We start from the raw sequence: 23,150 nt of genomic DNA, 5'->3' as shown, positions 1-23,150 counted from the left end.
GACGCACACGTTTGCCTTGTGGATTCATGAGAATCAGCATAAAGATTCCCGTGTTGTGTGCGCGTTAAAAGATCTGGCGGCCCCCGGAACGCCTGATTACTCCAGGACGCCGGCCTTCTCTAGCTCGTCCTGGCGCTCTCCGGGCAGGACCCACAGCTTGGAGAAGTACTGGCCGTCGCTGCCCTCGATCGCGCGCGCGCCCAGCTCGGCCGCGAGAGGCCAATCGTCACAGGCGAAGACGACGTCCGAGTCGAACTCATCAGTCGACGGATAAACCAGGTCGAGCGCCCGGGGGCTCAACCAGAACATCATGTAGTTCTGCGCGACGGGCGAGCGGTTCTCCGGGGCGCGGCACTCCCGGTCGAAGTCGACCTCCGGCACCGGCCCGGTCAGCTCCTCCACAGTGTCCAGCGCCCTGAGCGCGTTCTGGGCGTTGCCGTTGTTCTCGTGGAAGCTGTCCGACGCGGGGTCCGCCGCGATCGTCCCTGCCGCGAACGCCACAAGCAGCACGACCGCGGGCACGACCGGTCGCGATCGGAACAGCAGCGTCACGATGACGACCGCCCACGCGCACAGGGAGGCGATGAGCCAGAACCGGTTCTCGTTGACCAGCGACGGGAGCAACCGCGTGCCCTCCGCGAACTCCTCCGACGGGAGTAAGCCCGCCCACGGCATCACCCCGGGGATGTGGGCGGGAGTGACGTACCCCCACGTGGGCGCCTGCGGAGCGACCCAGAGCAGCGTGAAGCCGAGCACGACGGTGCTGATTGCGGCGGACCACCACAGCACGACCCTGCGGACCCCCCTGACGATCACGGCCAGTCCGATGACGACCAGGAGCAGAGTGAACGGGTCCACGTACCGGCCGTACACCCACGCGTCCAGTCGACGCCACGGGTTCGCGTACAGGTTCCACCATGAGCTCCAGGCGAGCACGCTGAGCAGGAACATCCCGACGACGACGCCAAACACGAGGCACGCCCTGCCCAGACGCCGCTCGCGCACCTCACGCCAGCACCAGGCGACGACAGCGACACCGCCGACGACGACGAGCCCGAAGCTGGAGACGACCTGGTACCAGGCCTGGCCGAAGAGCGCGCGCAGAATCAGGCCGGGACGGGTGTCGCGGAGGTTGTCCATGAACCCTTCACCCTGGGCGAACTCGCCGCCCTCGATCACCGCGGCGTTGAGCGCGTGCGAGACCTGATAGACGAGCAGCGTCGCCGCCGCGAGGACGATGAGAGCGACGACTGCGACGCGCCACCGGCGCCAGAGCAGCGCCACCAACCAGATGGCGGCGACGATCACGATGGGCAGGGCACGGGCGTGCGAGAAGTAACTCAGACCGATCACGACGGAGAAGACCGCCCCGCGCATCACGGTCGGTCTCTCCCACAGGGCGAAACCGGCGACCACGGCCCACACCAGAAGAAAGACGAGGAGCTTCTCGCTCATTGCGTAGTCTGCCTGGAGGGTCCTCGCCGGCATGCACATCACGATCGCCGCCACAGCGACCGACTGGGCGCGCGACAGGCCGACACGTCGGACGAGCAGGGATAACGGCCAGATCGTGGCCACGGCGAGAACCACGCCGATAGCGGTCGCCCCCGCGTACACGGTCGCCGGGTCGGAGCTGATCCACCACAGCGGCGCGATGAGGAACGCCCAGAGGGGGAAGTAGCCGCCACTGGCCACGAGAGTGACCGGCTCACCCGCGACGTACTTGGCCAGGGCGAAGATCGTGATCTCGTCGTAGGGGAACGCCGGGGTCACGGCGCTCCGCGCGACGAGGATGTGCAGGACGGCGGCCGTGACGACGGCGACGACGGCGAGCGCGGGCCAGACACGCCTCCGTGCTCGGGAGCGGCCGACAACGGCGGCGTCCTCGAGGTTGGTCGGCACGAGCTCGGCGGTGACAGTCATGGAGGCAGGGGTCTTCCGTGGCGAGGTGGGGCGGGGGAACCGACGGTGCGCGCCGGACCAAGCCACCCTACCTGCCGGGGGTGGACGGGTCCCCGCAGAGCCACATCAGTCGCCGCTCGGCGGCACCGATCCGGTCGAACCGAGTCGTTGATTCGCTCGGGTAGACTGAGCCACCGCCGTCAGGGCCCAGCCCGGATTCGGGCCTCGCCGCTGTGACGATTGCCCGTCTTCTCAAGAGAAAAATGGTGAATCCCCGCTCATGCGCGTCTTCGTCCAAATCCCCTGCCTCAACGAAGAAGAGACCCTCCCCTCGGTGCTGGAGTCCATCCCGACCCACATCGACGGCGTCGACGAGATCGTCATCCTCGTCGTCGACGACGGCTCGACCGACCGCACGATCGAGGTCGCCCAGTCCTACGGCGTCACCCACTTCGTCCGCCACGCGCGCAACATGGGCCTGGCCCGGTCCTTCCGCGACGGCGTCGACTACGCCCTCCAGCACGGGGCGGACATCGTGGTCAACACCGACGGCGACAACCAGTACCCCCAGTCGCGCATCGGGGACCTCGTCCAGCCGCTCCTGGCCGGCAGGGCCGACATCGCCATCGGCGACCGTCAGACGAAGACGATCGCGCACTTCTCGCCGTTCAAGAAGTTCATGCAGGGCGCGGGCAGCCGCGTCGTGAACCTCGCGGCGGGCACCGAGCTCCCCGACGCTGCGAGCGGCTTCCGCGCCTACTCGAAGCTGGCGCTGGAGCGGCTCAACATCGTCACCCAGTTCAGCTACTGCATGGAGACGATCATCCAGGCGGGCAACAAGCGGCTGCGCATCGAGTCGGTGCCGATCACCACGAACCCGAAGACCCGCGAGTCCCGCCTGTTCAGCAACATCTTCCAGCACATGGGCAAGTCGGCCCAGGCGATCATGCGCAGCTACATCATGTTCAAGCCGCACACGATCTTCCTCACCCTGGCCGGGCTGTTCTTCCTCGGCGCGGTCATCCCCTTCGGCCGCTTCCTCATCCTCAGCTGGATGGGCGTGGCCGGTGACCACATCCAGTCGCTCATCTTCGGCAGCGCGATGCTCGTCGGCACGCTGCTGTCCCTGGCGCTGCTGGTCATCTCCGACCTGCAGCAGACCAACCGGGTGCTCATCGAGGACAGCCTGGAGCGCATCAAGCAGCTGCAGTACGCGCCGGAGCGCCTCATCCTCGACGCCACGGGCCCCGGGCCGCTGCCCGCGAACGGCACCAGGCCGGACGCGGCCGACGGCAGCACGCCGGAGCAGCACGAGCGATGATCCTCGGCTTCGGCAGCTACGACACCGGCAAGCACCCCCGCGTCGGGATCATCCTCGACGGCCTGAGGGAGCACGGTGCCGAGGTCGCGGAGATCAACCACCCGCTCGGGTTCAGCACGGCTGAGCGTGTGCGGATGCTCGCCCAGCCGTGGCGGTTGCCGGCCTTCGGCTGGCGCATGCTCCGCTGCTGGTGGCTGATGGCGGCCGACGCCCGGCGGCTGCGCCGGACGGGGGCCAGGGTCGACGCGGTCGTCGTCGGCTACATGGGCCACTTCGACGTCCTCGTGGCGCGGCGGCTGTTCCGTCGCGTGCCGATCGTGCTCGACCACCTGATCTTCGCCGGCGACACCGCCCAGGACCGCGGCGCCACCGGCCTGAAGGTCCGCCTGCTGAACCGGCTCGACCGTGCGGCCACGAGCGCGGCCGACATCGTCGTCGTCGACACCGAGGAGCACCGGGCGCTGCTGCCCGACCCCGACAGGGGTGTCGTCGTGCCGGTCGGGGCGCGTCAGGAGTGGTTCGACGCGGCCGCCCGTGCCGCGCACGGGGCCAGCACTGCCGGCTCCCCCGTGCCGACCGGAACGGCGCACGGCGCCGACGGGCGGGCGGCAGACCCAGGGGACGGTCGCCTCAGCGTCATCTTCTTCGGACTGTTCACGCCGCTCCAGGGCGCCCCGGTCATCGCCGAGGCGCTCCGGATCGCCTCCGGCGCCGGTGCGCCGGTCCGGGCGACGCTCGTCGGCACGGGTCAGGACTACGACGCGGCGCGGGCGATCCTCGACGGCACCGACGGTGTCGAGTGGATCGACTGGGTGGACCACCGCGAGCTGCCCGACCTCGTCGCCGCCCACGACGTCTGCCTCGGCATCTTCGCCGACACCGCGAAGGCGCTCCGCGTCGTGCCCAACAAGGTGTACGAGGGGCTCGCCGCGGGATGCGCGGTCGTGACCAGCGACACCGGACCCCAGCGCAGGGCACTCGGCGACGCGCTCGCCCTCGTCGCCCCCGCCGACCCCTCCGCGCTCGCCGCCGAGCTCGTCTCCCTCGCCACCGACAGCGAGCGGCTCGACGCGCTCCGTTCCCGCAGCCGCGCCGGAGCCGACCGCGTGCGCGCCGCCGTCATCGTCGAGCCGCTACGCCGACGACTCGAGCAGCTGACGGGGGGACGCCCGTGAAGCGCGCACTCGGGGCGCTGCGCTCCCCCCTGATCAAGTGGCTCTTCCTCGCCGTGGCCCTCGGCCTCGGCGTCTGGGCGGTCTGGCGGCAGTGGGACGAGATCGTCGTCGCACTGGCCCAGCTGAACGTGTGGCTGCTCGTGCTCGCGGCCCTCGTCAGCGCGGCCTACGTGTGGTGCACCATGCTGTCGTGGCGACGGATCCTGCGCGACCTGGGATCGCCGATCAGCATCGGGGCGGCCACGGAGCTGTTCGGCGTCAGCCAGATCGGCAAGTACATCCCCGGCGGCGTGTGGAACATCGTCGCCGCGGCCGAGATCGGCATGGCGCACCAGATCCCTCGCCGCCGCTCGGTCACGGCGATGGCGATCGCCGTGCTCGTCTCCCTCGTCAGCGGTCTGGCCATCGGTTGCACGGCGTTCCTGTTCTCGCCGAGCCCCGCGCTGCAGGCCTGGGGCTGGCTCGTCGTCGCCGCCGTCCCGCTCGCGGTCGCCCTCGTCCCCCCGGTGCTCAACCGGGTCGTCGCCCTCGTCTTCCGCCTCACCAAGCGCCCGCCGCTGGAGTCCCCGCTGTCGACGCGGGGCGTGCTCGTCTCCGTCATCTGGGCCCTCCTCGGCTGGGCCCTCGCCGGCCTGCAGGTCTGGCTCCTGGCCACCGGCCTCGGCTCCGCGGGCCCCGAGCTCGCCTGGCTCTGCATCGCCGGCTACGCGCTGGCCTGGTCGGCCGGGTTCCTGTTCATCGTCGCCCCCGCGGGCGTGGGCGCCCGCGAGGCCGTCCTCGGCGCCACCCTCGCCGGAGGGGTGTCCGGTCCGGTCGTCCTCACCGTCGTGCTGCTCAGCCGCGTCCTGCTCACCCTCGTCGACGTCGTGCTCGCCACCATCGGTCTCATCGCCGGGCGGCGCATCCGCGCGGCGCGGGCCGCTGGAGACGATGCCGCGTCGGCCGAGCCAGCCACGACGCCGAACGACGGCAGGCCGTCCCGGTGACAGAGAGGACCTCGATCCCCATGCCCTCACGTCACGGCGCTCCGCGCCGCATCCCGCGATGGCTGGGGGTTCTCGGACTCGTCGCGCTCGGCCTCGGCGGCCCGCTGATCTACGTGTTCGGGTCCCCGGCGTACTCGAGCGGCGATGAGGCGGCCCACGTCGACTACGCGCTGCAGCTGTGGCAGGGACGGCTCCCCGTGTTCGAGGACGGCCTCGTTCTCGCCAACACGATGGGGGTGCACCCGCCGGTGCAATGGACGGCGCAGCATCCTCCGCTCTTCTACCTGCTCCTGGCCCCCGTCGTCGGCCCGCTCGTCGACGCCGGCCACATCGTCGGTGCCGCGATCGGTGCCCGGCTGGTCGTCGCCGGACTCGCGGTCGCTCTGCTGTTCGCCGTCAGGTGGACCACGAGCCGGATCTTCCCCGGCCGCCCCGCCGTCGCCTGGGCTGCAGCGCTGATCACGGGCCTCTCCGTCTGGTTCGTCCGCCTCGGCGGCTCGGTGTACAACGACGTCCTCGCCGCCGTGGTCGTGTGCCTGGCCTTCGGGATGCTCGTGGCGATGTTCCGCGAACCGCATCGTCGCCGGTGGTACCTCGGTTTCACGCTTTTCATCACCCTGGCCGCGCTGACGCGTTTCTCCGCCCTCCCGTTGTGCGCGCTGCTGCTCACCGCGTTCCTCATCCAGCGGCTCACTGTGTCACGCCCCGGGTTCTGGCGCGCCGTCGGCGCCCCCGTGCTCAGCGGCGTCGTGATGGTCCTTGGCAGTGCCTGGTTCTACCTGCGCAACGTCGCGCTCACCGGCAACCTCAGCGGAGGGCACCCGGACTGGGCCACCGAGCACACCGGACGCGGGGCACGGCCGCTGCTGAAGGTTGCCGGTGACCCCGACTTCTGGAAAACCATGCTCCAGCAGTTCTCCACCCGAACCGTTCCCGAGCAGCCCTGGGCGTGGTGGATGAACTGGGGCATCCCGATCCTGTTCCTCCTGCCCGTGGCCGTCGGCGGTGTCATCTGGCTGCGCCGGATCGCGGTGACCCGTACACCCACGGACGTCGATACGATCGCGCCCACGGCACGCCGCAGCGACGTGGCCGCGCCGGATCGGTCCGGCGAGAGCCGCGGGACCGAGATGATCGTGTTCGGCGTCATCGTGCTCGCGTGCCTCGGCGTCGCAGCCATGCAGATCTCTCACACGGCGGGTGCGGGCTCCTCGCTCCCCCGGTACTTCTTCGCCCTCGTGCCGTTCCTCGCCCCGGTGATGGCCCTCGCGCTCGTCACCGGCCGTGCGGCGGCGATCGCGTTGCTGGGCTGGGTGGTGATCCGTTCGACCCTCATGGGCGTCGAGACGTCGGCGATGCTCGCACGACGCTTCAGCGGGGAGCAAGCGGCGATCTGGCCAGGACTCACCTGGGCCGGCTACGTCCTGGCCTTGGCGGGCGCGGCCGCACTAGTCGTGACGATCCTGATCGCACGCCACCCGCGTTTCCAGCACACGCGCCCAAGCGCCGAGTTCCGGGCCTTGCTCTCAGACGGCACGCCCTAGACTGTTCACGGATTATTCACCTTCCGTAACATCCACGGCGCGCCCCGGCCCGTCGTGCAGAAAGGACCGTGCTCGTGACGTCGTCGTCCAAGAACATCGCCGTGGTGCTCGCCGGAGGCGTCGGCGAGCGCGTGGGCCTCGGCATCCCCAAGCAGCTGATCCGCATCGCGGGCAAGCCGATCATGGTGCACACGCTGGAGACCATCAACGACCACCCCCGCATCGACGAGGTCATCGTCATGATGCACGAGGACTCCATCCCCGAGCTCGAGAAGGTCATCGACCGCGACCGGCTTCACAAGCTCAGCCGCACCCTGCCCGGCGGTGCCACCCGCAACGACACCACGCTGCGCGCCCTCGACGCCGTCGGCGCCGACGACACGAAGGTGCTCTTCCACGACGCCGTCCGCCCCTTCATCGACGACCGCATCATCGACGACTGCATCGACGCGCTCGACGACTACTCCGCCGTCGATACCGCGATCGTCTCCGCCGACACCATCATCCGCGTCGACGCCGACGACTGCATCGACCAGATGCCGGCCCGCGCCGTGCTCCGCAGGGGCCAGACCCCGCAGGCATTCCGCGCCGGGACGATCAGGGCCGCCTACGCCAAGGCCGCGGAGGACCCGGACTTCGCCGCGACCGACGACTGCGGCGTCGTGTTCAACTACCTGCCCGGCACGCCGATCAAGGTGGTCGAGGGCAGCTCCGAGAACATGAAGGTCACGGAGGCGATCGACATCGCCTTCGCCGACAAGATCTTCCAGATGCGCAAGAAGGGCGTCGATGCGGACACCGTCGACCTCGCGGACCTCGCCGGCAAGCGCGTCGTCGTCTTCGGCGGCTCCTACGGCATCGGGCTGTCGATCGCGGAGGGCTTCGCCGAGAACGGCGCCGTCGTGAAAACCTTCAGCCGCTCCGCCACGGGGACCGACGTGCGCTCCCGCAAGAGCATCCGGAAGGCCGTCGACGCGGCCGTCGCCGAGCTCGGCGGCATCGACATCGTCGTCATCACCGCGGGCGTGCTCACCATCGCCCCGCTGACCACCATCAAGAAGCGCGACATGGTCAAGACCATCAACACGAACCTGCTGGCGCCCGCCATCATCGCGCGGGAGGTGTACCCCCACCTCGAGGCGAGCCACGGCGACCTCGTGCTGTTCACCTCCAGCTCGTACACGCGCGGGCGTGCCGGATACAGCCTGTACTCCGCGACGAAGGCCGGCGTGGTCAACCTCACCCAGGCGCTCAGCGAGGAGTGGGCCGACAGCGGCGTCAGCGTGAACTGCATCAACCCGCAGCGCACCGCCACCCCGATGCGGACGGCCGCCTTCGGCGACGAGCCCGCCGACACCCTGCTCACGCCGGAGAAGGTCGCCGAGGCGACTGCGCGCACGGTGCTCAGCGAGCTGACCGGGCAGGTCGTCGACGTCACCGTGCGGTAGCTGGTCCCGCCTACGTGTCGGGCCCGTTCGCTCCCTGGAGCGGACGGGCCCGACAAGTTTCACGGCAATCGCGTCAGCTGATGGCGTACGGGATCCCCTGGATAAAAACTGTTGCACCCAATCGCGATGGAGCAGCCACGCTAGTTATGCCACCAGTCCGGTCTACTGCTGTCCAGCGAGCGCGAGCCAGCAACCGCACCAGTCGCCGTGCGGCCACGCTGCGCTGAGCGAATACCATCAAACGATCGCCCCACGGAAACACTAGTTTCCTTCCCATCAAGATCTTCCCTTTGATCGGAGCGATGTCGGTCTCGACAAAACGAATCATCGGTGCACCCCCGGACCTATCGAGAGTGACCGTGAGGCGTGCGACCGTCAGCTCATAACCGGAAGCGACACGAGCAACCGTCATCACGCGACCATCCGCAGCGGTGTATGCCCTGGTGATCGTACTATCCCCAACCCGGAGCGGACGCTGCTGTGTGTACTGGAACAGCGCCGTAAAGCTATTGAGAACCCAACTCCCGCCGTTCAGAACATTACCCGCTGAGGTTTCGAGACCGGTCAGCTCCACTTCAGATTCGACGACAAGGTCGAGATCTTGGTCGGGCCCCTCCAGAGTCTTGCTAGTGATCCTCGTGTCGAATGTCCAGGTCACCGGTTGGGAACGATGCCGAACTCCGAGTCGCACCGTCGCATCTTGAATATCCCGGTCTAAGCCAGCCACCTCGCGACCGAGAGCGCCCCGGACTGCCTCCGGGTACGCTCTGCGCAAGACCCCGGCCTCATCGCGATAGATCCCCGGTTTCCGCTCTCCCGAACGCCGCCACACGGTGCGGAGAGACAGTCTAACGCCACCTTGCGGCGTCGACCGCATTCTGGTCAGCGTCGTCCTGCCAACGACTTCCTCGTCCCAGGCCGCTATTTCACGCAACTCGGCGTTCTTCCGGGCACGCAAGAGAGTGCTGCGGTCGTGCAACGAACTCGCTAATAGGTCATCGAGATGGGGATCCAGATAGGGGATTGTGTGCGTATGAGCCAGCTCAACCAGGTGACTTAATTCGTCGTCGGTTTTCCGCGCAATGTGACGTGAGAAAAACCCGGCACCCCGAGAATGGTGCACATACAGCAACGCAGAGTCTCGCTGGACACTCCCGGCCTCGGTGGTTTCCGTAATCGTACGAAGCACGCGTTCCTGCCCCTTGAACCGCTCTTCGGGCTCCAGCACCACAGTCGAACTAATACTCGCCTGCCCGCTCTGCACCCACACCGCGTATGGGGTGTCCGCCAGAATTGACACGACCGAAGCTTTAGCAAAGACGGCCATATTAAAGAGAGCATCCTCAAACGGCACTCGCTCGCCGTTATCCAGGAAGCGCAACTGATGATCATTAAGGAACTGTCGCCGGTACAATTTGCGCGGATTAAGAGCCATCAGTGAAAAAGGTGCTAGCACATTACGAGCATTCGGCACGTTTTTCTTAAACACAGCCATCGACCAGGACGGAACCTCGGAGTGAGACTCTTTCGGGTTAACGACATCAGAATTGTTTGATTTCCCAAACTCGTACGCAGCCCGCAGCGCATCCGGAAAAAAGACGTCGTCATCATCCATGATCGCCACATACTCACCTCGAGCAGCATCGATGCCCACATTTCGCGGCCGACACGGCCAACCCGAGTTATCGATCGAGATCACGTGCGTGTTGTCGAATGACGCGGCGAGCTCGTTCAAAATTTCCAATGTGGCGTCCGTCGATCCATCGTCAACATAGATCACCTCAAAATCACTCTGCGGGAGTGTCTGGCCTCGCAGTGATTCATCCAGACGGTGGACATCATGCTGCGAGTTGTGAGTAGAAACAACTACGCTGACTTTCGGTTCCATAGAATCTCGCTTTATCACAATTGGGCCTGCCGCTGGATTTAAGTGTATGTTCCCGACTGGTTCTGGCTGCCACCGACACGGAGCACAATAACCATTGTGCCTCGTAAAACCTCGTCGATCGTGTGCCGATGGAACTCCGTGCGGGGATGCGCGATTGCGCGTCATGCGTGTCGAGGGCCTCGAACGAGTGCGCGTAGCGCCCCGGGGCCACCTGCCAAAAAACGCCGCCCGGGTCCCTGCGCGGCGCCCCGCCCGGCGCCAAACCAAAACCCCGCGATGTGCGCCGGCGCCCGTGTCGCCGCCAACAACTCGCCCCAGCTCCTCTACGAGTCCATCCACAGGGGGCGCACCCGACGTGCCAGCCGCGCGCTATCGCTGGTCGGCAGCTTTACTCGCCCCTATCTCGAGCATCGCGTCAACGAGACGGCTAGCCGCTCTTCCGTCCTCAAGGGGCGTGAAGCGCTCCCGGAACTCCTTGCGCTCGTCAGAGCCGTGGAGTGCAGAGGCGGGCGGATCTTTGACCACCGAGGTCAGCGACGACAAGGTATCGACGTGCGGGCCCGGCGCGGTGCCGTCATACGGGATGAAACCCTGCCGGTAGCTGAAGTAGCGGTCACGGTCGGGATCGAAGAACACCATAGGCTTATCCGTCAACGCGTAGTCGAACCGGAGCGACGAATAGTCGAGAACACCGATGTCCGACGCGAGGATGAGATCGTTGATGTCCGGATAATCCGTCACGTTGATGACCGTCGCAGGGACCTTGGTCCCCCGGCGGGCGTTGAACGGGTGCCCACGCAACAGCACGACGTAGCCCGGACCCAACCGCTTAGCCAGTTGGGCGTAGTCGAGAAGCGCCACCATATCGGCGCTCATATCGTCACCGGACACGTAGTCCCTAAACGTGGGCGCGTAAAGAATCGCGCGCTGGTTTGGGCCGATACCGAGCACCCGGCGAGCGCGATCGCGTCGCTCCGCGTCGCCGCGAACCAGAACATCGTTTCTCGGGTACCCCAGCTCGATCATCTCGGGGAACTCCGTGCGTTCCGGGCGATAGAACGTCTGAAGGTGCTCACTGGCGTATGGGGCAGGAGAGACCAGGATGTCCCATTCGTCCGCCCGCCGGAAGAAGGACTCCTTTCTTTCGGCACCGAAATCGAGTCGATCCCACCACTCACGCCCGTTGAATTTGAACGGATAACCGTGAAAAGTCTGGATAAGCGTCTGCTCATCCCGCTTGAAGAACCAGTCGGGCTGGTGCACGTTCACCATCACATACTGCGAAAGCGCGAACGCCTCGAAATACTCCCTGGTTCCCTCGACCACAGTCACTGCGCCGTCCGGGACCGGGACCGAGCGGTCTCGCACCGCCCACACGCGTTCAATGTCGCTTCCACGTCTAAGTAGCTCGTTATGAACGGCGAGCGCGCTGTCGTTCGCGGCTTCGCTGTAGAGATTGCGGAACAGTATGGCCCGCCGCAGCGGTCGCCGTTCGTGCCGGTACTCGTCCTTCAGACGCCACTGATTTCCCCCGCCGCGCTCATCGGTGCGCCGATAAGGCTCGACGCCAAGCCGGACGGCTCGAGGTCCCGCCGATCCCCGCGAGGCACCGAACAGAACGTAGGAGTGTTCGCCGTCGTCAAACCTCACGGAGAGGGACTGGATGATCGCCGTTGCTGGCGAAAGCTCGACCTTGCCCGTCGCAGTCCGGAACATCACCGTGTAGTCCCCCGACTTCAACGGCCTGACCACGCCGTCGGCTCCCGGTACGTTTCGCGGAATAACGAGCCGGACTGCCGTGTCAGAGACGCGCTCGATCGGAACGGGAAAGGTCAGCGAACCTGAGATGATGGAGGCGGCAATGAGTCGTGTGCCGGGAACGAACGACGCGTCGACGACAAGCGCGTCGGGCGTCAGGCGCACCTCATCCGCGAAGACGCGACCGCGGTGATGCCGCACCAGCACGTCTGCGGAAGTCTCCGTATCCGACAGCTCTCCGGTCGCGCGCGTCGTGTAGCGCGACACCACCTCAACGGCTTTCCCGTTTTGCTCCACGCCGGGCTCAATCGCGGCACGATGGTCTTTTCCGGCGGCGTCCCGAACCGTGACATTGTAGTTGTGCGTACAGCGGTCGGCCCCTGGCCGACGCGGCAGTCGGAACCGTGCGGTCCACGTTCCATCACCTACGGCACGGAGAGGAACATTCACTCGCTCAAGCCCGAAGCGGTCGCCGCGGTCCACGAGGATGAGACGTTCCGGCTGCGCGGCAGCCACCAGGGAAACCGTGACGTCCTCACCATCGATCTTGGCGGCACGGACGACAAAGTCGCGCCGACTCTGCCTGATCTCCAGTTCGCCGCCCACGCTCCTGACGAACTCCGTTATAAGGCCCTGCTCGTTGAATCCCGGACGCGGAACGCTGGCATTCCCCCACAATCTCGCCGTCGTCGAGCGAGCAACACCGTGCCATCCCAGTTCAACGTGCAGCGCGAGTGTTCCTGTACCGGCCAGCGCTTCGAGGGGGAGATCAATCTCGATCGATGCATCCGACATGTCCGCATAGCGTCGCGTGTGACCGACGACATCACCGAGGCTCTCCCCCCGACGCACCTCGAGCGGGGTCCCCGTCCCTCCGCGGTGATCGACGAGAGCGGCCGCGAACGTGTAGTCGTTCCCTGCGATGCGGTTGATGTAGGCAATCGCCCGCAGGCGGTACAGGTCATCGTCGACGCGTTCCACTGACCGCACCTCGACGGTGGCCTGGGTCTCTGTGGCACTGAGCTCCATTGCAAATGGTGGTACCAACTGCTCGACAGCTGCGTATGGTGCGCCATCGGCGTGTAGTTCCGCGTTGGCCGCTCGAGCGGGAAAGTGGTCGGCGTGCCATCCGCCGTCTCGCAAGAAGCCTAGCGCCGCGTCTCGTTCGCCTGCGACGACCAGGCTGAGGAGCACCTTTTTACGCGCATCGATCTGAGACCAAAGGCCCCGCTCCCCGGTGAGATCTACGAGCCCCTTGACCATGTGCTGGAACTCGGTCCATGCTTCGCCGCCGATGCCGCGCAGCTGGAGGAGGAACTCACCCATGTTGTTGTTGAGGACCTGTCGCAGGCGCTCGTCGTGGACTTCCTCACGGCCGGCCTCCCGAAGGATTTGCAGGGACTCTTGGACAGCGGCGCCGTGATCCCGGATGTTCCGCGGCTGAGTGATCTGCTGGGTGATGGAGGTCTGATCGGCCCGGATACGCCAGTTGATACTGACCCGGCTAAGCACATCGAACGACCGCGCTGCCGTATACGCAGCCGTCGAGACGGCCTGGTCCTCGTAGAGCACACCCTGGGGAAACTGAAAGCCACTGGCGTCCCAGAAGTCCCTACGGTACACCTTGCTCCATGCCACGGCGTTGACGAGAATGTCCGGGAACTCATCGATAGTTACGCCGAGCCGCGTCACCTGATGCGCCGATCGAATCCAAGGCGCGGCCGATGGGAATGTTCCGTTCTTTTCTCGCCGGTATGGCATAACAGCGAAATCCGACCCTGATTCGACAAGCGCTCCGATCGCGTCGGAGTAAGCGTGCCGGTCGACGAAATCATCTCCGTCGAGGAACGCAAGATACTCGCCGTTGGCAGCAGAGATACCGGTGTTTCGTGCCCCGCTCAGCCCCTGGTTCTTTTGCGAGATAACACGAATTCTTGGGTCGGAGCGAGCCATCTTCCGAGCAATATGAGCGCTCGCGTCCGGAGAACCGTCGTCGACGACGATGATCTCGATATTGCTGTAGCGCTGTTTACTCAACGAACCGAGCGTCTCGGCGATGTACGCCTCGACACCATACGCCGGAACGACAACGCTGAGCAGCCCCGCGCGGAATCGATCGGGACGCACCCCCATCCGGCGGCCGACTCCGATGGCCCAGTTCCTCGCCGCCCGGACGCTCTCACGCGCAGGCAGCAGACGGGGGTGTGCGAGTGCATCGTGCACTACGGCAGGCAGCTTCACGCGTCTCCTGTTCGATGTGTCAGGGGTTGGTGGTCGCCAACGCTCGCGACAGGGCGAAGACGTTGCCGTTGGCCAGCTTACTCCACGGTGAGGTCGCGGCACCGCAGCGGGTACCGGCGTATGCATTAGGAATCAACAACCCAGCCACCAGGCCGCCTCTGCGGAGGGAAGCAATTCCGTGACTGAGCCGGTAGGCTCACGCACCATGCCGACTCACAGGATCCTGATCCGCGCTCCCAAGGACCCGACGCAGACGCTTTCACTGGAAGCGAGTTTCGCCCACGGGCCCAACGGAGTTTTCGGCGCGAACAGCGGAAATCTGCTTTTCGCGGAGTCGGTGTTCCGGACCCTCAGTGTTCCGAATATCGATCTGGTGCCGGATTCTTTCACGACCGAGCGCACAGGCAGCGATCGCGCCCACGCATCCCGTATAAAGGATGAATTCAACGGATTCGTCGTCCCCCTCGCCAACGCGTTTCGAGAGCAATTCCGCCCCGCGCTGAGACGGCTCACAACGGTCGTCACCGAGCTCGACATTCCGGTCACGGTAACCGGGGTGGGAGCACAGCTGCCTTCAAGCGGCGATCTCAGCGGGGTGAGCGACGCCTTGAACGAGGACGTGCGCGCGTTCGTGTCCGCCGTGCTCGATCGTTCAGCCAGCGTCGGCGTGCGCGGGGAGATCACGAAGGACTACTTGGCATCGCTGGGCTTCGGCGACGACCACATCGACGTCATCGGTTGTCCCTCCATGTTTGACTTCCGCGGCAATGCCCCCACGATCGAGAAGAAGCTCAATAGCCTCAACCCGACGAGCAAGCTCGCGGTGAACATCACCCCGACCGTGCCGGGGTCGGCGGAGATGTTGCGGCGACACCACAAGCGGTTCACCGATATCGTCTTCGTCCCCCAAGAACACCGGGAGCTCGGGCTTCTGCTCTGGGGGGAACCGATTGCCGGATGGAACAAGGACCTGCCCGGCACGCTCGATCACCCCTACCACCACGACGGCCAGGTCCGGTTCTTCGTCGACGCCCGCACCTGGCATGAGTTCATGGCTACGCGCGACTTCGCGTTCGGCACGCGCATCCACGGCAACATCGCAGCCCTCGCGGCAGGCACCCCGAGCGTAGTTCTGACCTTCGACTCCCGTACCGCCGAACTCGCCTCATATCACGGCATGCCCGCTGAACCGGTGGGTCGAAACGGTATCGGTGAATGCACCGCAGAGTCCTTATTCAACCGCGCGGACTTTAGTGAGCTCAATACCCGGCGGCAGCCCACCTTCGAGCGCTGGATCGACTTCCTCGAAAGAAACGGGCTCCGTCATGTCCACCAGCCGGGAAACCAGAATGAGGCCTTTGACGAGAAGCTCCGCACCGCGCAACTCGCGCCTGCTGCTACGCCCGTGCGCTCCTCGAACGGAGCCGAGCTCGCGTCACGTCTTCGCTGGCTGTGTGGATCGACGAAGTCACCCGCGGCGGACCGTTACGTTCCCCCCTTCGCCCCGAAACCGATATGCCCGCCCAAGCCTTCCGATGACAGCGAGCTCGAGCAAGTGGTCCAGACGTTGAAGTACGAGGTCACGTCAGTCTCACGACGCGCCCGAGAAAACGACGAGTACATCTCTGCGCTTAGAAAACGAGCTGCGAAGCGTCTACTGAGCACACGTAGTCGCCGTTCGGGTCGCCCTTGATCGCGGCGTGACCACGGTTGAACCCTCGCCCCGGCCAAACCGAGGCTCAGCGCCGGAACACTTCCTCCCGCAATGCCGTGACGAAGTCACTCGCGTAGCTCCGTCGTGCGAACTCGCCCAGGTAGTAACGACGTGCCGCGAGCCGCGCAAGCCTACCGGTGTCGGTCACCGCGAGCTCATTGAGGACGCTCTCGAAGTTGCGCAGCTCCTGATCAACGACGTACAGGCTGCGGGACACGGGGAACGACTCCCGGAATGCCGCGACATCCGTATTGGCCGACACCATGGCCATGGGCTTCTCCGAGTACAGGTAGTCGGTCACGATACTTGAGACGTCGGCGATCATGGCGTCGGATCGATTGAAGCAGTCGACGATCCCCATCTCGCTCTCAGCGATTCGCCCGAACAGGTGACCGCGATGAGAGGTTTCAGAGTCAGCTCGCAGCATCGCGCGGATTCGTTCCGCCGCTTGAGCGAGCTCAGGATTCCTCTCCGTGAAGCTATGCGGCCGGAAGATCACGGTCTTGCCTCGCGCGAGGAGGGCACCCACGATGGCTTCCCCCTGCCGGAGCGAACTGAAGTCGGAGTCACCGAAGAATCCCGCCCAGGTCGGCGCATAGAGCACCGTGTCGACCGAACTCTGCTTGGCCGTCTCGATCGCGGCGACCTGGGGCCGGCCGACGATGCGAACGAGTTCGCGCGGAACGCGGACGCCGTAGTGGGCGAAGCGGTCGACGGCGGCCTGACCCGCGACCATGTTCACATCGAACATGCGAAATGCCTTGCTCGCGCTCGCGGGTTTGTCACTGTCACCGTGGTTGATCTGGATCTGACGCAGATGGGTGAAGCGAATGTAGTGCGCGTTTTTCACCGCGGTGTTGACGTACACGATGGCGTGCAGGCTGGGCAGAATCGAGCGATCGACGTCGACGGAGTCGCCGATGTGGATCACGGGCAGGCCGTTCGTCGCGTCGGACATCGCTCTGACGTGCTGGTCATTGCGCACCACGATCGCAAACGGCAGCTTGGTTGCCCGGAGTGCGTCCCCCACATCCCCACCTGATAGGTACCGGCCAGGGGGCCGTCCCAATGCACGAGGAAGCGGGGCTCCAGCTCGGCAAGCCGGTCGAACTTCGCGACGACCATGCGGTGGTGCTGCGCGCGCACGGCCTTGATCCGGAAAGCGATGTACCCCAGCAGCGCGATACCGGCAAGGAGCGGCACGATCGCAAGCAGCGGCAGTCCGTACGCCAGGAGCGCGATCACAGCGGCCTCCGCCACAACCAGCAAGACGTACCCCACCTTGAAGGTGCGCTTCAGCGTCGGCAGATCGGTCATCCCGGGCACATTGGCCATCGGAATACGCGGCAGCTTGTTCGCGGGCTGGTTGAGCAGCGCCTCGACGGTGATGAGCAGAGCCATCGCCACGATCACGAGGCTGGACACGGTGTTCCCTGTGGAGGTAAAGGCGACCGCGGGCGCCAGGAGCAGAATCAGCCTCGGGGCAGGAAACCGGCCCAGCCAGGCGGCACGCTGCTGAGCGGCGACGGTCAGGGCGAGCACGACGATGGAGCTCAAGGTGGCGACGAGGGCGGAGCCGCTCGCCAAACTCACCACGCCGGCGACCACCGCGGCGAGGGAGAGCCCGTGCAGCCGCCCGCTCCACCGGTTGAAGTGGTCCAGGTAGCCGCGGATCAGAGCCCGTCGCTGGTCCTCAGCCGACAGTACGGTCGCCGCGGGGGTCCCGGCGGCGCTCGCCTCCATGTTGACACGATCGGCATCGTCCGTGCTTCCGGCGCGGCCGAGCAGAACACGGGGCCGCAGCGGGCCCAGCGCGCTGGTCCCCCGGACCGTGTCCGCGGAGAAGTACTCCGGGCGGAACCGGTGACTTGCGTCCATGACGTAGCGCCCGGCTTCACGTGTCGACGTCGCTCCGAACGCCCAGTGCAGCTGATCAGGAGCCAGCGCGTCGCCACCGCAGCCCTCGGCCTCGAGCACGGCAAGTGTCTCCGCGCTGAGGGAGCCTCCAGCAGCCTCACGGACGGTGAGTTCTGCAGCGTTCCTCCTGGAGCCGTCGACGACCACTGTGAGAACGCCTTCCGCCACACCCGACGCCGAAGCGCTCAACACCAGTTCAGGGTCCAGGTTCGACGCGAGCGTTCGCAGTGACGACGCCTCCTGAACGGTGCCGTGTCGGAGGATGGCGACGGCGAACCGGTCGGCCGGGCTCGAGAGACGGGCGTCCGCGGTGACGGGGACGCGCTCGCGCAGAGTCCGCCGAGCCTCGGTGACGAGCGCGGTTCGTCCCTCGTCGTCGAGCTTGCCCAGGAGGGTGCCGCGGAGCCGCCCGAGGATCTCGACCCTGACCCAGCGGTTCATGAAGACGTCGTGGTCGCGACCAGGGGGCAGATAGGTGTCGAGGACGTCCATCGCCTCGCGGAGGTTGGTGTAGTAACCGCGGGCGTCGAAGCGCTGGAACCCCGCGTTCCCCCCCGTCGTCGCGCGAGATGTGGAAGTAGCAGTCGTAGCTGGAGAGCACGGACACGTTCCTGGCACGCAGGTACGCCTCGGTGACGAACAGGTGGTCCTCGAGCCGGCGCTTGCCCTCGGCGAACCGGAGGCCCGTGGCGGCGAGGAAGCTCGCACGGAACATCTTGTGCGGCGTCATGGAGTCGGCGAGGAGCGTGTTGCTCACGCTGGCGTAGGGGATGTCCTTCTCGAACAGCTTCTTGGGGACGGTGCGGCGGATCCCGACCATCTTGCCGACGATCACGTCGGCGCCGTTGGCGACGCCGTAGTCCCGCATGCGCTCGAGTGCCTCGTCGCCCAGCCAGTCGTCTTGGTCGCTGAACATGACGAACTCGCCCCTGGCCAGGTCCATCCCGACGTTGCGCGGCTTGCCCGGCCAGCCCGAGTTCGGCTGGCGGACGACGGTCACCCAGTCCTCCTGCTCGGCGAGGCGTTCCAGCTCCTCGCCGCTGCCGTCGGTCGAGCCGTCGTCGACGAAGATCGCCTCCATCCGGTCGAGGCCGATGCTCTGCCTGCGCAGGCTCGCGATGAGGTCGGCCATGTGCGGGCCCGGATTGAACACGGGGATGACGACACTGACGAGGATGGGGGCGGGATCAGCACGCGCGGATTCATCTGTCGTTTGCTCGGGGTTCACAGAGTCGATTTTGTCACGCGCCCGTCGAACTCGGCCTGGGATCGGCCGCTTTCATGGTGACTGCGAAGCGGAGCGGCGAATCGCGCAGTCGGCCGCAGCCCCACCTGTTAGATTCGAATTCACCCGAACCTTCCCCGTCGACCACGCCGTGTCCTCGACGGCCACCGACTCGTGCAGCACAAGAGGAGCCCGCGTGAACATCGACGCAGACGGCTCCGCTCGTGTGCCGGACGGTGATCTTCCGCGGACGTCGGCGCTCGACACCGACCTCGTCCATGCCGCCCGGCGCGACGCGGCCCGCGACGCCTCGGACACGGGTGCGATCCTCCGCGCGGACGTCGACGAGCTGCGCGTCGCGCTGATCGGGCTCGACCCCGATGCCACCATCACCGTCTCCTTCGACGGCCGCCCGATCTGGTCGACGACGCTGCCGGAGCCGCACAGGCGGGTGCACCGCCTGCCCTGGCCCGAGCCACTCCGGCCCCACCTGCGCGGGAGCACTCGCCTGACCGTCACCGACGCGGCGACGGCGAGCGTCGTCGCCGGCAGCGACGTCACCTTCGACGACAGCCCCGAGCGGACCACGGTCGTCGACGCGAACGGCAAAGCGCTCGTCGTGAACAAGTGGGGCGTCCTCGGGGCGGTCGTCACCGCGGACGAGGACCTGCGCCAGCGGCTGATCGCCCGGACGGCCGTCCTCTGCGACGACCTGGAGACTCTGGGCTACGACGTGGCGATCACCAGCGGCACCCTGCTGGGCTTGGTCAGGGACGGGCGCATGCTGCCCAACGACGACGACAGCGACCTCTCGGTGATCTTCCCCGACTCCTCCCCCGCCGACCTGGTGCTGCGCAGCTACCGGATGGAGCGGGAGCTCGCCGACGCCGGATACACCGTCGTCCGGCACAGCGGCGCTCACCTGCAGGTGACGTTCCTCATCGACGGCGGCGACATCGACCACTACATCGACATCTTCACCGGGTTCTTCCGCGGCGAGGACTTCTGCCAGCCGTTCCACCTGCGCGCGCCGGTGCCGAGGTCGTCGCTCCTGCCGACCGTCCGGGTGGAGTGGGAGGGCGTCCAGGTGCCCGCCCCTCCCGTCCCCGAGGACTGGCTCGCCGCCTGCTACGGCGCGGACTGGCGCACCCCTGACCCCGCGTTCCACTTCGAGACCCCCTCGGCGACCCGGCGCAGGTACGAGAACTGGTTCGGCAGCTTCAACACCGGGCGCGTGCACTGGGAGTCGTATTACTCGTCCGTCGCCGCCCCGGAGCACCTCGACGGGCAGCAGCGCTACCTGCGCAGCGCCAGAGCGCTGCTCCCCGCCGGCGGGAGCGTGCTCGACCTCGGGACCGGGTCGGGGGCGATCGCCGCGGCCCTGGCGGGCGACGGCCGACGCGTGCTCGGCGTGGACTACTCGCTCAAGGCCGTCGCTCTTGCACGGTCAGCCGGCGTCGACGCCGAGTTCCTCAACCTGAACGAGCGCCGTCGCGTCGACCAGCTCGCGGTCCGGATCCGCGCCGACCCCTCGCCGTGGTCGATCAGCGCCGCCTTCGTCCTGCACACGCTGACGGGCGAGACCCGATCGGCGGTCTTCGGTCTGATCCGCTCCGCACTGCGGCACCCCTCACCGGAGCCGCGCTCCGCCGTCGTGGCGGTCGACACGGTACTGGACGAGGACGCGTACAGCTTCGACGACCCGAGCAGCTGGCACCTGCCGGTCGAGACCCTGGCGGACGAGCTCGAACCGCACGGGCTCTCGTTCCGCATCGAGCGCGACGGTGTGAGGACCACACCGCACGGTGAGAGAGAATTCGTCGTCGGGACCATCACCCTGACGACGCCGACCCAGGAGGAGAACCGATGAGCATCGCCGGACGGATCAGTCGGGCGCTGTCGCGCGTGGCACCGACCACGACCCAGCGGGTGCACCGCTCGCTGACCGCACCGTCGTCCGCTACCCTCGGCGAGCAGCTGGCCGAGGCGCAGGCGCAGATCCTCGAGCTGCAGCGCGACGTCGACGAGCTGCGTGCCGACAACCTCCGCATCGCGGAGCTCTACGACGTCGTCGTGGACCGGCTCGGCCAGGACGGGGACCCGTCCGGCACGTGACGCCCCCGGCGGCGTGGACGTCGTGCCCGCGACCGCCCGAGCCTCCGGCGCGCGACCGCCCGGCCCGCGGCTTCGCCCGCGCCGGCGATCCCGGCAGTCCCGCGCTGCCTCACCCCGCACTGCCCCACCCCGCAACGACGACGGGAGCCCCGACCATTCGGTCGGGGCTCCCGTCGTCGGCGACACCGCTACTTCTGCTGCATGACCTCGATGGCGTCCGCCACAGGGCCGTCGTAGACCTGCTTGCCCTTCTTGATGACGATGCCGCGGTCGCAGAGCTCCTTCATCATGCGCTGGTCGTGGCTGACGATGACCATCGTCTTGCCCTGACCGGCGAGCTCGCGGATCTTGGCGCGGCACTTCTCCTTGAAGGGGGCGTCGCCGACGGAGAGGATCTCGTCGACGAGCAGGATGTCGAGCTCCGTGTGGATCGCGACGGAGAACGCCAGCCGCATGAACATTCCGGAGGAGTAGTGCTTGACCTCCTGGTCGATGAAGGCCTCGATCTCGCTGAAGGCGACGATGTCGTCGAAGCGCTTGTCGATCTCCTCCTTCTGCATGCCGAGGATCGCGGCGTTCAGGTAGACGTTCTCGCGACCGGAGAGCTCCGGGTGGAAGCCCGCGCCGACCTCGATCAGCCCGGCGAGGCGCCCCCGGATGAGGATCTTGCCCGCATCCGGCTCGAGGACGCCCGAGATGAGCTTCAGCATCGTCGACTTGCCGGAGCCGTTGTAGCCCATGATGGCGACGGACTCGCCCTCGTTGATGATGAAGCTGACGTCGTCGAGCGCCTGGAACTTCTTCGCCTTGACCTCCTTGCCGCGGATCCAGCCGATGAAGGCCTCCTTGAAGGAGTGCGACTTGCGCAGCAGGAAGTCCTTGCGGACGTGGTCGACGATGATGCTCGGCTTGTTCTCTGCCACGGCTGGGGTGCTTTCTGTGGTCTCGGACACGTTCGTCATCACAGGTCCTGGGCGAAGCGGCGCTCGAAGCGGCGGAACACGGCCTGCCCGGCGAGCAGGAACACGACGGCGATGGCCAGGCCGATGCCGGCATTCAGCCAGAGGTTGGCCGGGCCGGCGAACAGCTCGCCGCCGTCCGTCGCGATCGCGCGCTCGGCGACGGGCCGCCACATCCCGCGGTGGAACAGCTCGACGGCGGCGGCGAGCGGGTTCACCATGTAGATGTTGAACAGCCACTCCGGCGCCTTGTCGGCGACCATGTGCCAGGTGTAGAGCACGGGGACGGACCAGGTGGAGAACACCTGGATGATCTCGACGAAGTTCTGCGCGTCGCGGTACGCGACGTTCAGGGCGCCGAAGAACATGCCGAGGCCGAGCGCCGTCACCGCGACGATGACGATGGCGACGACGATCGCGGCGAGCCCGATTAACGACGGCGTCCAGCCCATCAGCAGGCACACGACCAGCAGGATCGCGGCCTGGGGCAGGAAGTGGATGAACGCGCCGATCACGGCGGCGATGGGGAACAGCTCACGTGGAAGGTAGATCTTCTTCACCAGCGCACGGTTGTCGGTGATCGACTTGGTGGCGTTCGAGAACGACTCGTTGAAGAAGTTCACCATCACAATGCCGGAGAACAGGTACACCGCGAAGAGCGGAATGTTGCGGTGCAGCTCGAGGATGATGCCCATCACGACGTAGTAGACGCCGAACTGGGCTGCCGGCTTCACATACGACCAGCCCCATCCAAGGGCGGAGTTGCGGTAGCGGGTCTGGGTGCCTTTTCTGACGAGCAGACGGAGCAGATAGTGCCAGCGGAAGACGTCGAGGATGCCTCGACCGCGTCCGGGCGTCCTGAACTCACTCAGGTCAACGGTAGTCACTGGGGTGGGTCACTCTTTCTAGGCGGAGACGGGCCGGATCGGGCCGCGCCTTGCATCATACCCCGGCTGC

Annotated in this window: 15 protein-coding genes and 2 pseudogenes; 8 read left to right on the top strand and 9 right to left on the bottom strand. The window is 66.5% G+C overall.

The window, feature by feature from the left end; all coding sequences use genetic code 11:
* Positions 1–96: 96 nt before the first annotated feature.
* Positions 97–1,923 (bottom strand): hypothetical protein, encoded by a 1,827-nt coding sequence (locus FM119_RS10725; protein ID WP_087137973.1) that lies wholly within the window; start codon positions 1,921–1,923, stop codon positions 97–99.
* A 259-nt stretch (positions 1,924–2,182) separates the two neighbouring features.
* On the opposite strand from FM119_RS10725, the gene FM119_RS10720 reads away from it, so the two are divergent.
* From FM119_RS10720 to FM119_RS10700, 5 genes are all read left to right on the top strand, one after another.
* On the top strand, positions 2,183–3,223 hold the full coding sequence (locus FM119_RS10720; protein WP_087137971.1) for a glycosyltransferase family 2 protein: 1,041 nt from the start codon (positions 2,183–2,185) through the stop codon (positions 3,221–3,223).
* Entirely contained in the window at positions 3,220–4,398 is a 1,179-nt protein-coding gene (locus tag FM119_RS10715; protein WP_087137969.1) for a glycosyltransferase, read from the top strand. The genes FM119_RS10720 and FM119_RS10715 overlap by 4 nt, the downstream gene beginning before the upstream one ends.
* Positions 4,395–5,384 (top strand): lysylphosphatidylglycerol synthase domain-containing protein, encoded by a 990-nt coding sequence (locus FM119_RS10710; RefSeq protein ID WP_087137967.1) that lies wholly within the window; start codon positions 4,395–4,397, stop codon positions 5,382–5,384. The genes FM119_RS10715 and FM119_RS10710 overlap by 4 nt, the downstream gene beginning before the upstream one ends.
* Positions 5,385–5,404: 20 nt before the next feature.
* Positions 5,405–6,928: a hypothetical protein gene (locus FM119_RS10705; RefSeq protein ID WP_087137965.1), complete on the top strand. Its 1,524-nt coding sequence runs from the start codon at positions 5,405–5,407 to the stop codon at positions 6,926–6,928.
* A gap of 74 nt (positions 6,929–7,002) precedes the next feature.
* Positions 7,003–8,376, top strand: a complete 1,374-nt coding sequence (locus FM119_RS10700) for a bifunctional cytidylyltransferase/SDR family oxidoreductase (protein ID WP_087138056.1) — start codon at positions 7,003–7,005, stop codon at positions 8,374–8,376.
* A 73-nt stretch (positions 8,377–8,449) separates the two neighbouring features.
* On the opposite strand, the gene FM119_RS10695 is transcribed toward FM119_RS10700, so the two are convergent.
* Positions 8,450–10,264, bottom strand: a complete 1,815-nt coding sequence (locus tag FM119_RS10695) for a glycosyltransferase family 2 protein (protein ID WP_179205299.1) — start codon at positions 10,262–10,264, stop codon at positions 8,450–8,452.
* 369 nt (positions 10,265–10,633) lie between these two features.
* Entirely contained in the window at positions 10,634–14,263 is a 3,630-nt protein-coding gene (locus tag FM119_RS10690) for a bifunctional glycosyltransferase/CDP-glycerol:glycerophosphate glycerophosphotransferase (protein ID WP_179205297.1), read from the bottom strand.
* A gap of 178 nt (positions 14,264–14,441) precedes the next feature.
* Between FM119_RS10690 and FM119_RS10685 the strand changes: the two genes are divergently transcribed.
* Positions 14,442–15,956 (top strand): polysaccharide pyruvyl transferase family protein, encoded by a 1,515-nt coding sequence (locus tag FM119_RS10685; protein WP_143822686.1) that lies wholly within the window; start codon positions 14,442–14,444, stop codon positions 15,954–15,956.
* Positions 15,957–16,002: 46 nt separating this feature from the next.
* Here FM119_RS10685 and FM119_RS10680 read toward each other — a convergent pair whose 3' ends face one another.
* The 4 genes and pseudogenes from FM119_RS10680 to FM119_RS14425 form a co-directional block, all read right to left on the bottom strand.
* Entirely contained in the window at positions 16,003–16,935 is a 933-nt protein-coding gene (locus FM119_RS10680; protein ID WP_087137957.1) for a CDP-glycerol glycerophosphotransferase family protein, read from the bottom strand.
* Entirely contained in the window at positions 16,905–17,954 is a 1,050-nt protein-coding gene (locus FM119_RS14055) for a hypothetical protein (RefSeq protein ID WP_218778773.1), read from the bottom strand. Before FM119_RS14055 ends, FM119_RS10680 begins: the two co-directional genes overlap by 31 nt.
* Positions 17,955–18,185: 231 nt before the next feature.
* Positions 18,186–18,386 (bottom strand): annotated as a pseudogene (locus FM119_RS14430) (hypothetical protein); the annotation flags it as partial.
* Positions 18,387–18,645: 259 nt separating this feature from the next.
* Positions 18,646–19,122 (bottom strand): annotated as a pseudogene (locus FM119_RS14425) (glycosyltransferase family 2 protein); the annotation flags it as partial.
* Between the two features lie 193 nt (positions 19,123–19,315).
* Here FM119_RS14425 and FM119_RS14045 point away from each other — a divergent pair.
* Positions 19,316–20,989, top strand: coding sequence for a methyltransferase domain-containing protein (locus tag FM119_RS14045; RefSeq protein WP_218778771.1), 1,674 nt, complete (start codon positions 19,316–19,318; stop codon positions 20,987–20,989).
* Positions 20,986–21,234, top strand: a complete 249-nt coding sequence (locus tag FM119_RS10665) for a hypothetical protein (protein ID WP_087137954.1) — start codon at positions 20,986–20,988, stop codon at positions 21,232–21,234. Before FM119_RS14045 ends, FM119_RS10665 begins: the two co-directional genes overlap by 4 nt.
* Positions 21,235–21,422: 188 nt before the next feature.
* On the opposite strand, the gene FM119_RS10660 is transcribed toward FM119_RS10665, so the two are convergent.
* Both FM119_RS10660 and FM119_RS10655 read right to left on the bottom strand, forming a co-directional pair.
* Positions 21,423–22,196: an ABC transporter ATP-binding protein gene (locus FM119_RS10660; RefSeq protein WP_087137952.1), complete on the bottom strand. Its 774-nt coding sequence runs from the start codon at positions 22,194–22,196 to the stop codon at positions 21,423–21,425.
* A complete protein-coding gene (locus FM119_RS10655) occupies positions 22,196–23,080 on the bottom strand; it encodes an ABC transporter permease (protein ID WP_087137949.1) in 885 nt (294 codons plus the stop codon). Before FM119_RS10655 ends, FM119_RS10660 begins: the two co-directional genes overlap by 1 nt.
* Positions 23,081–23,150 lie beyond the last annotated feature (70 nt).

The organism is Mycetocola reblochoni REB411 (assembly GCF_900163835.1).
GTDB classification, from domain to species: Bacteria; Actinomycetota; Actinomycetes; order Actinomycetales; family Microbacteriaceae; genus Mycetocola_B; species Mycetocola_B reblochoni.
The sequence above is the reverse complement of the archived record's forward strand: the minus strand, read 5'-3'. Positions and strand labels throughout refer to the sequence as shown.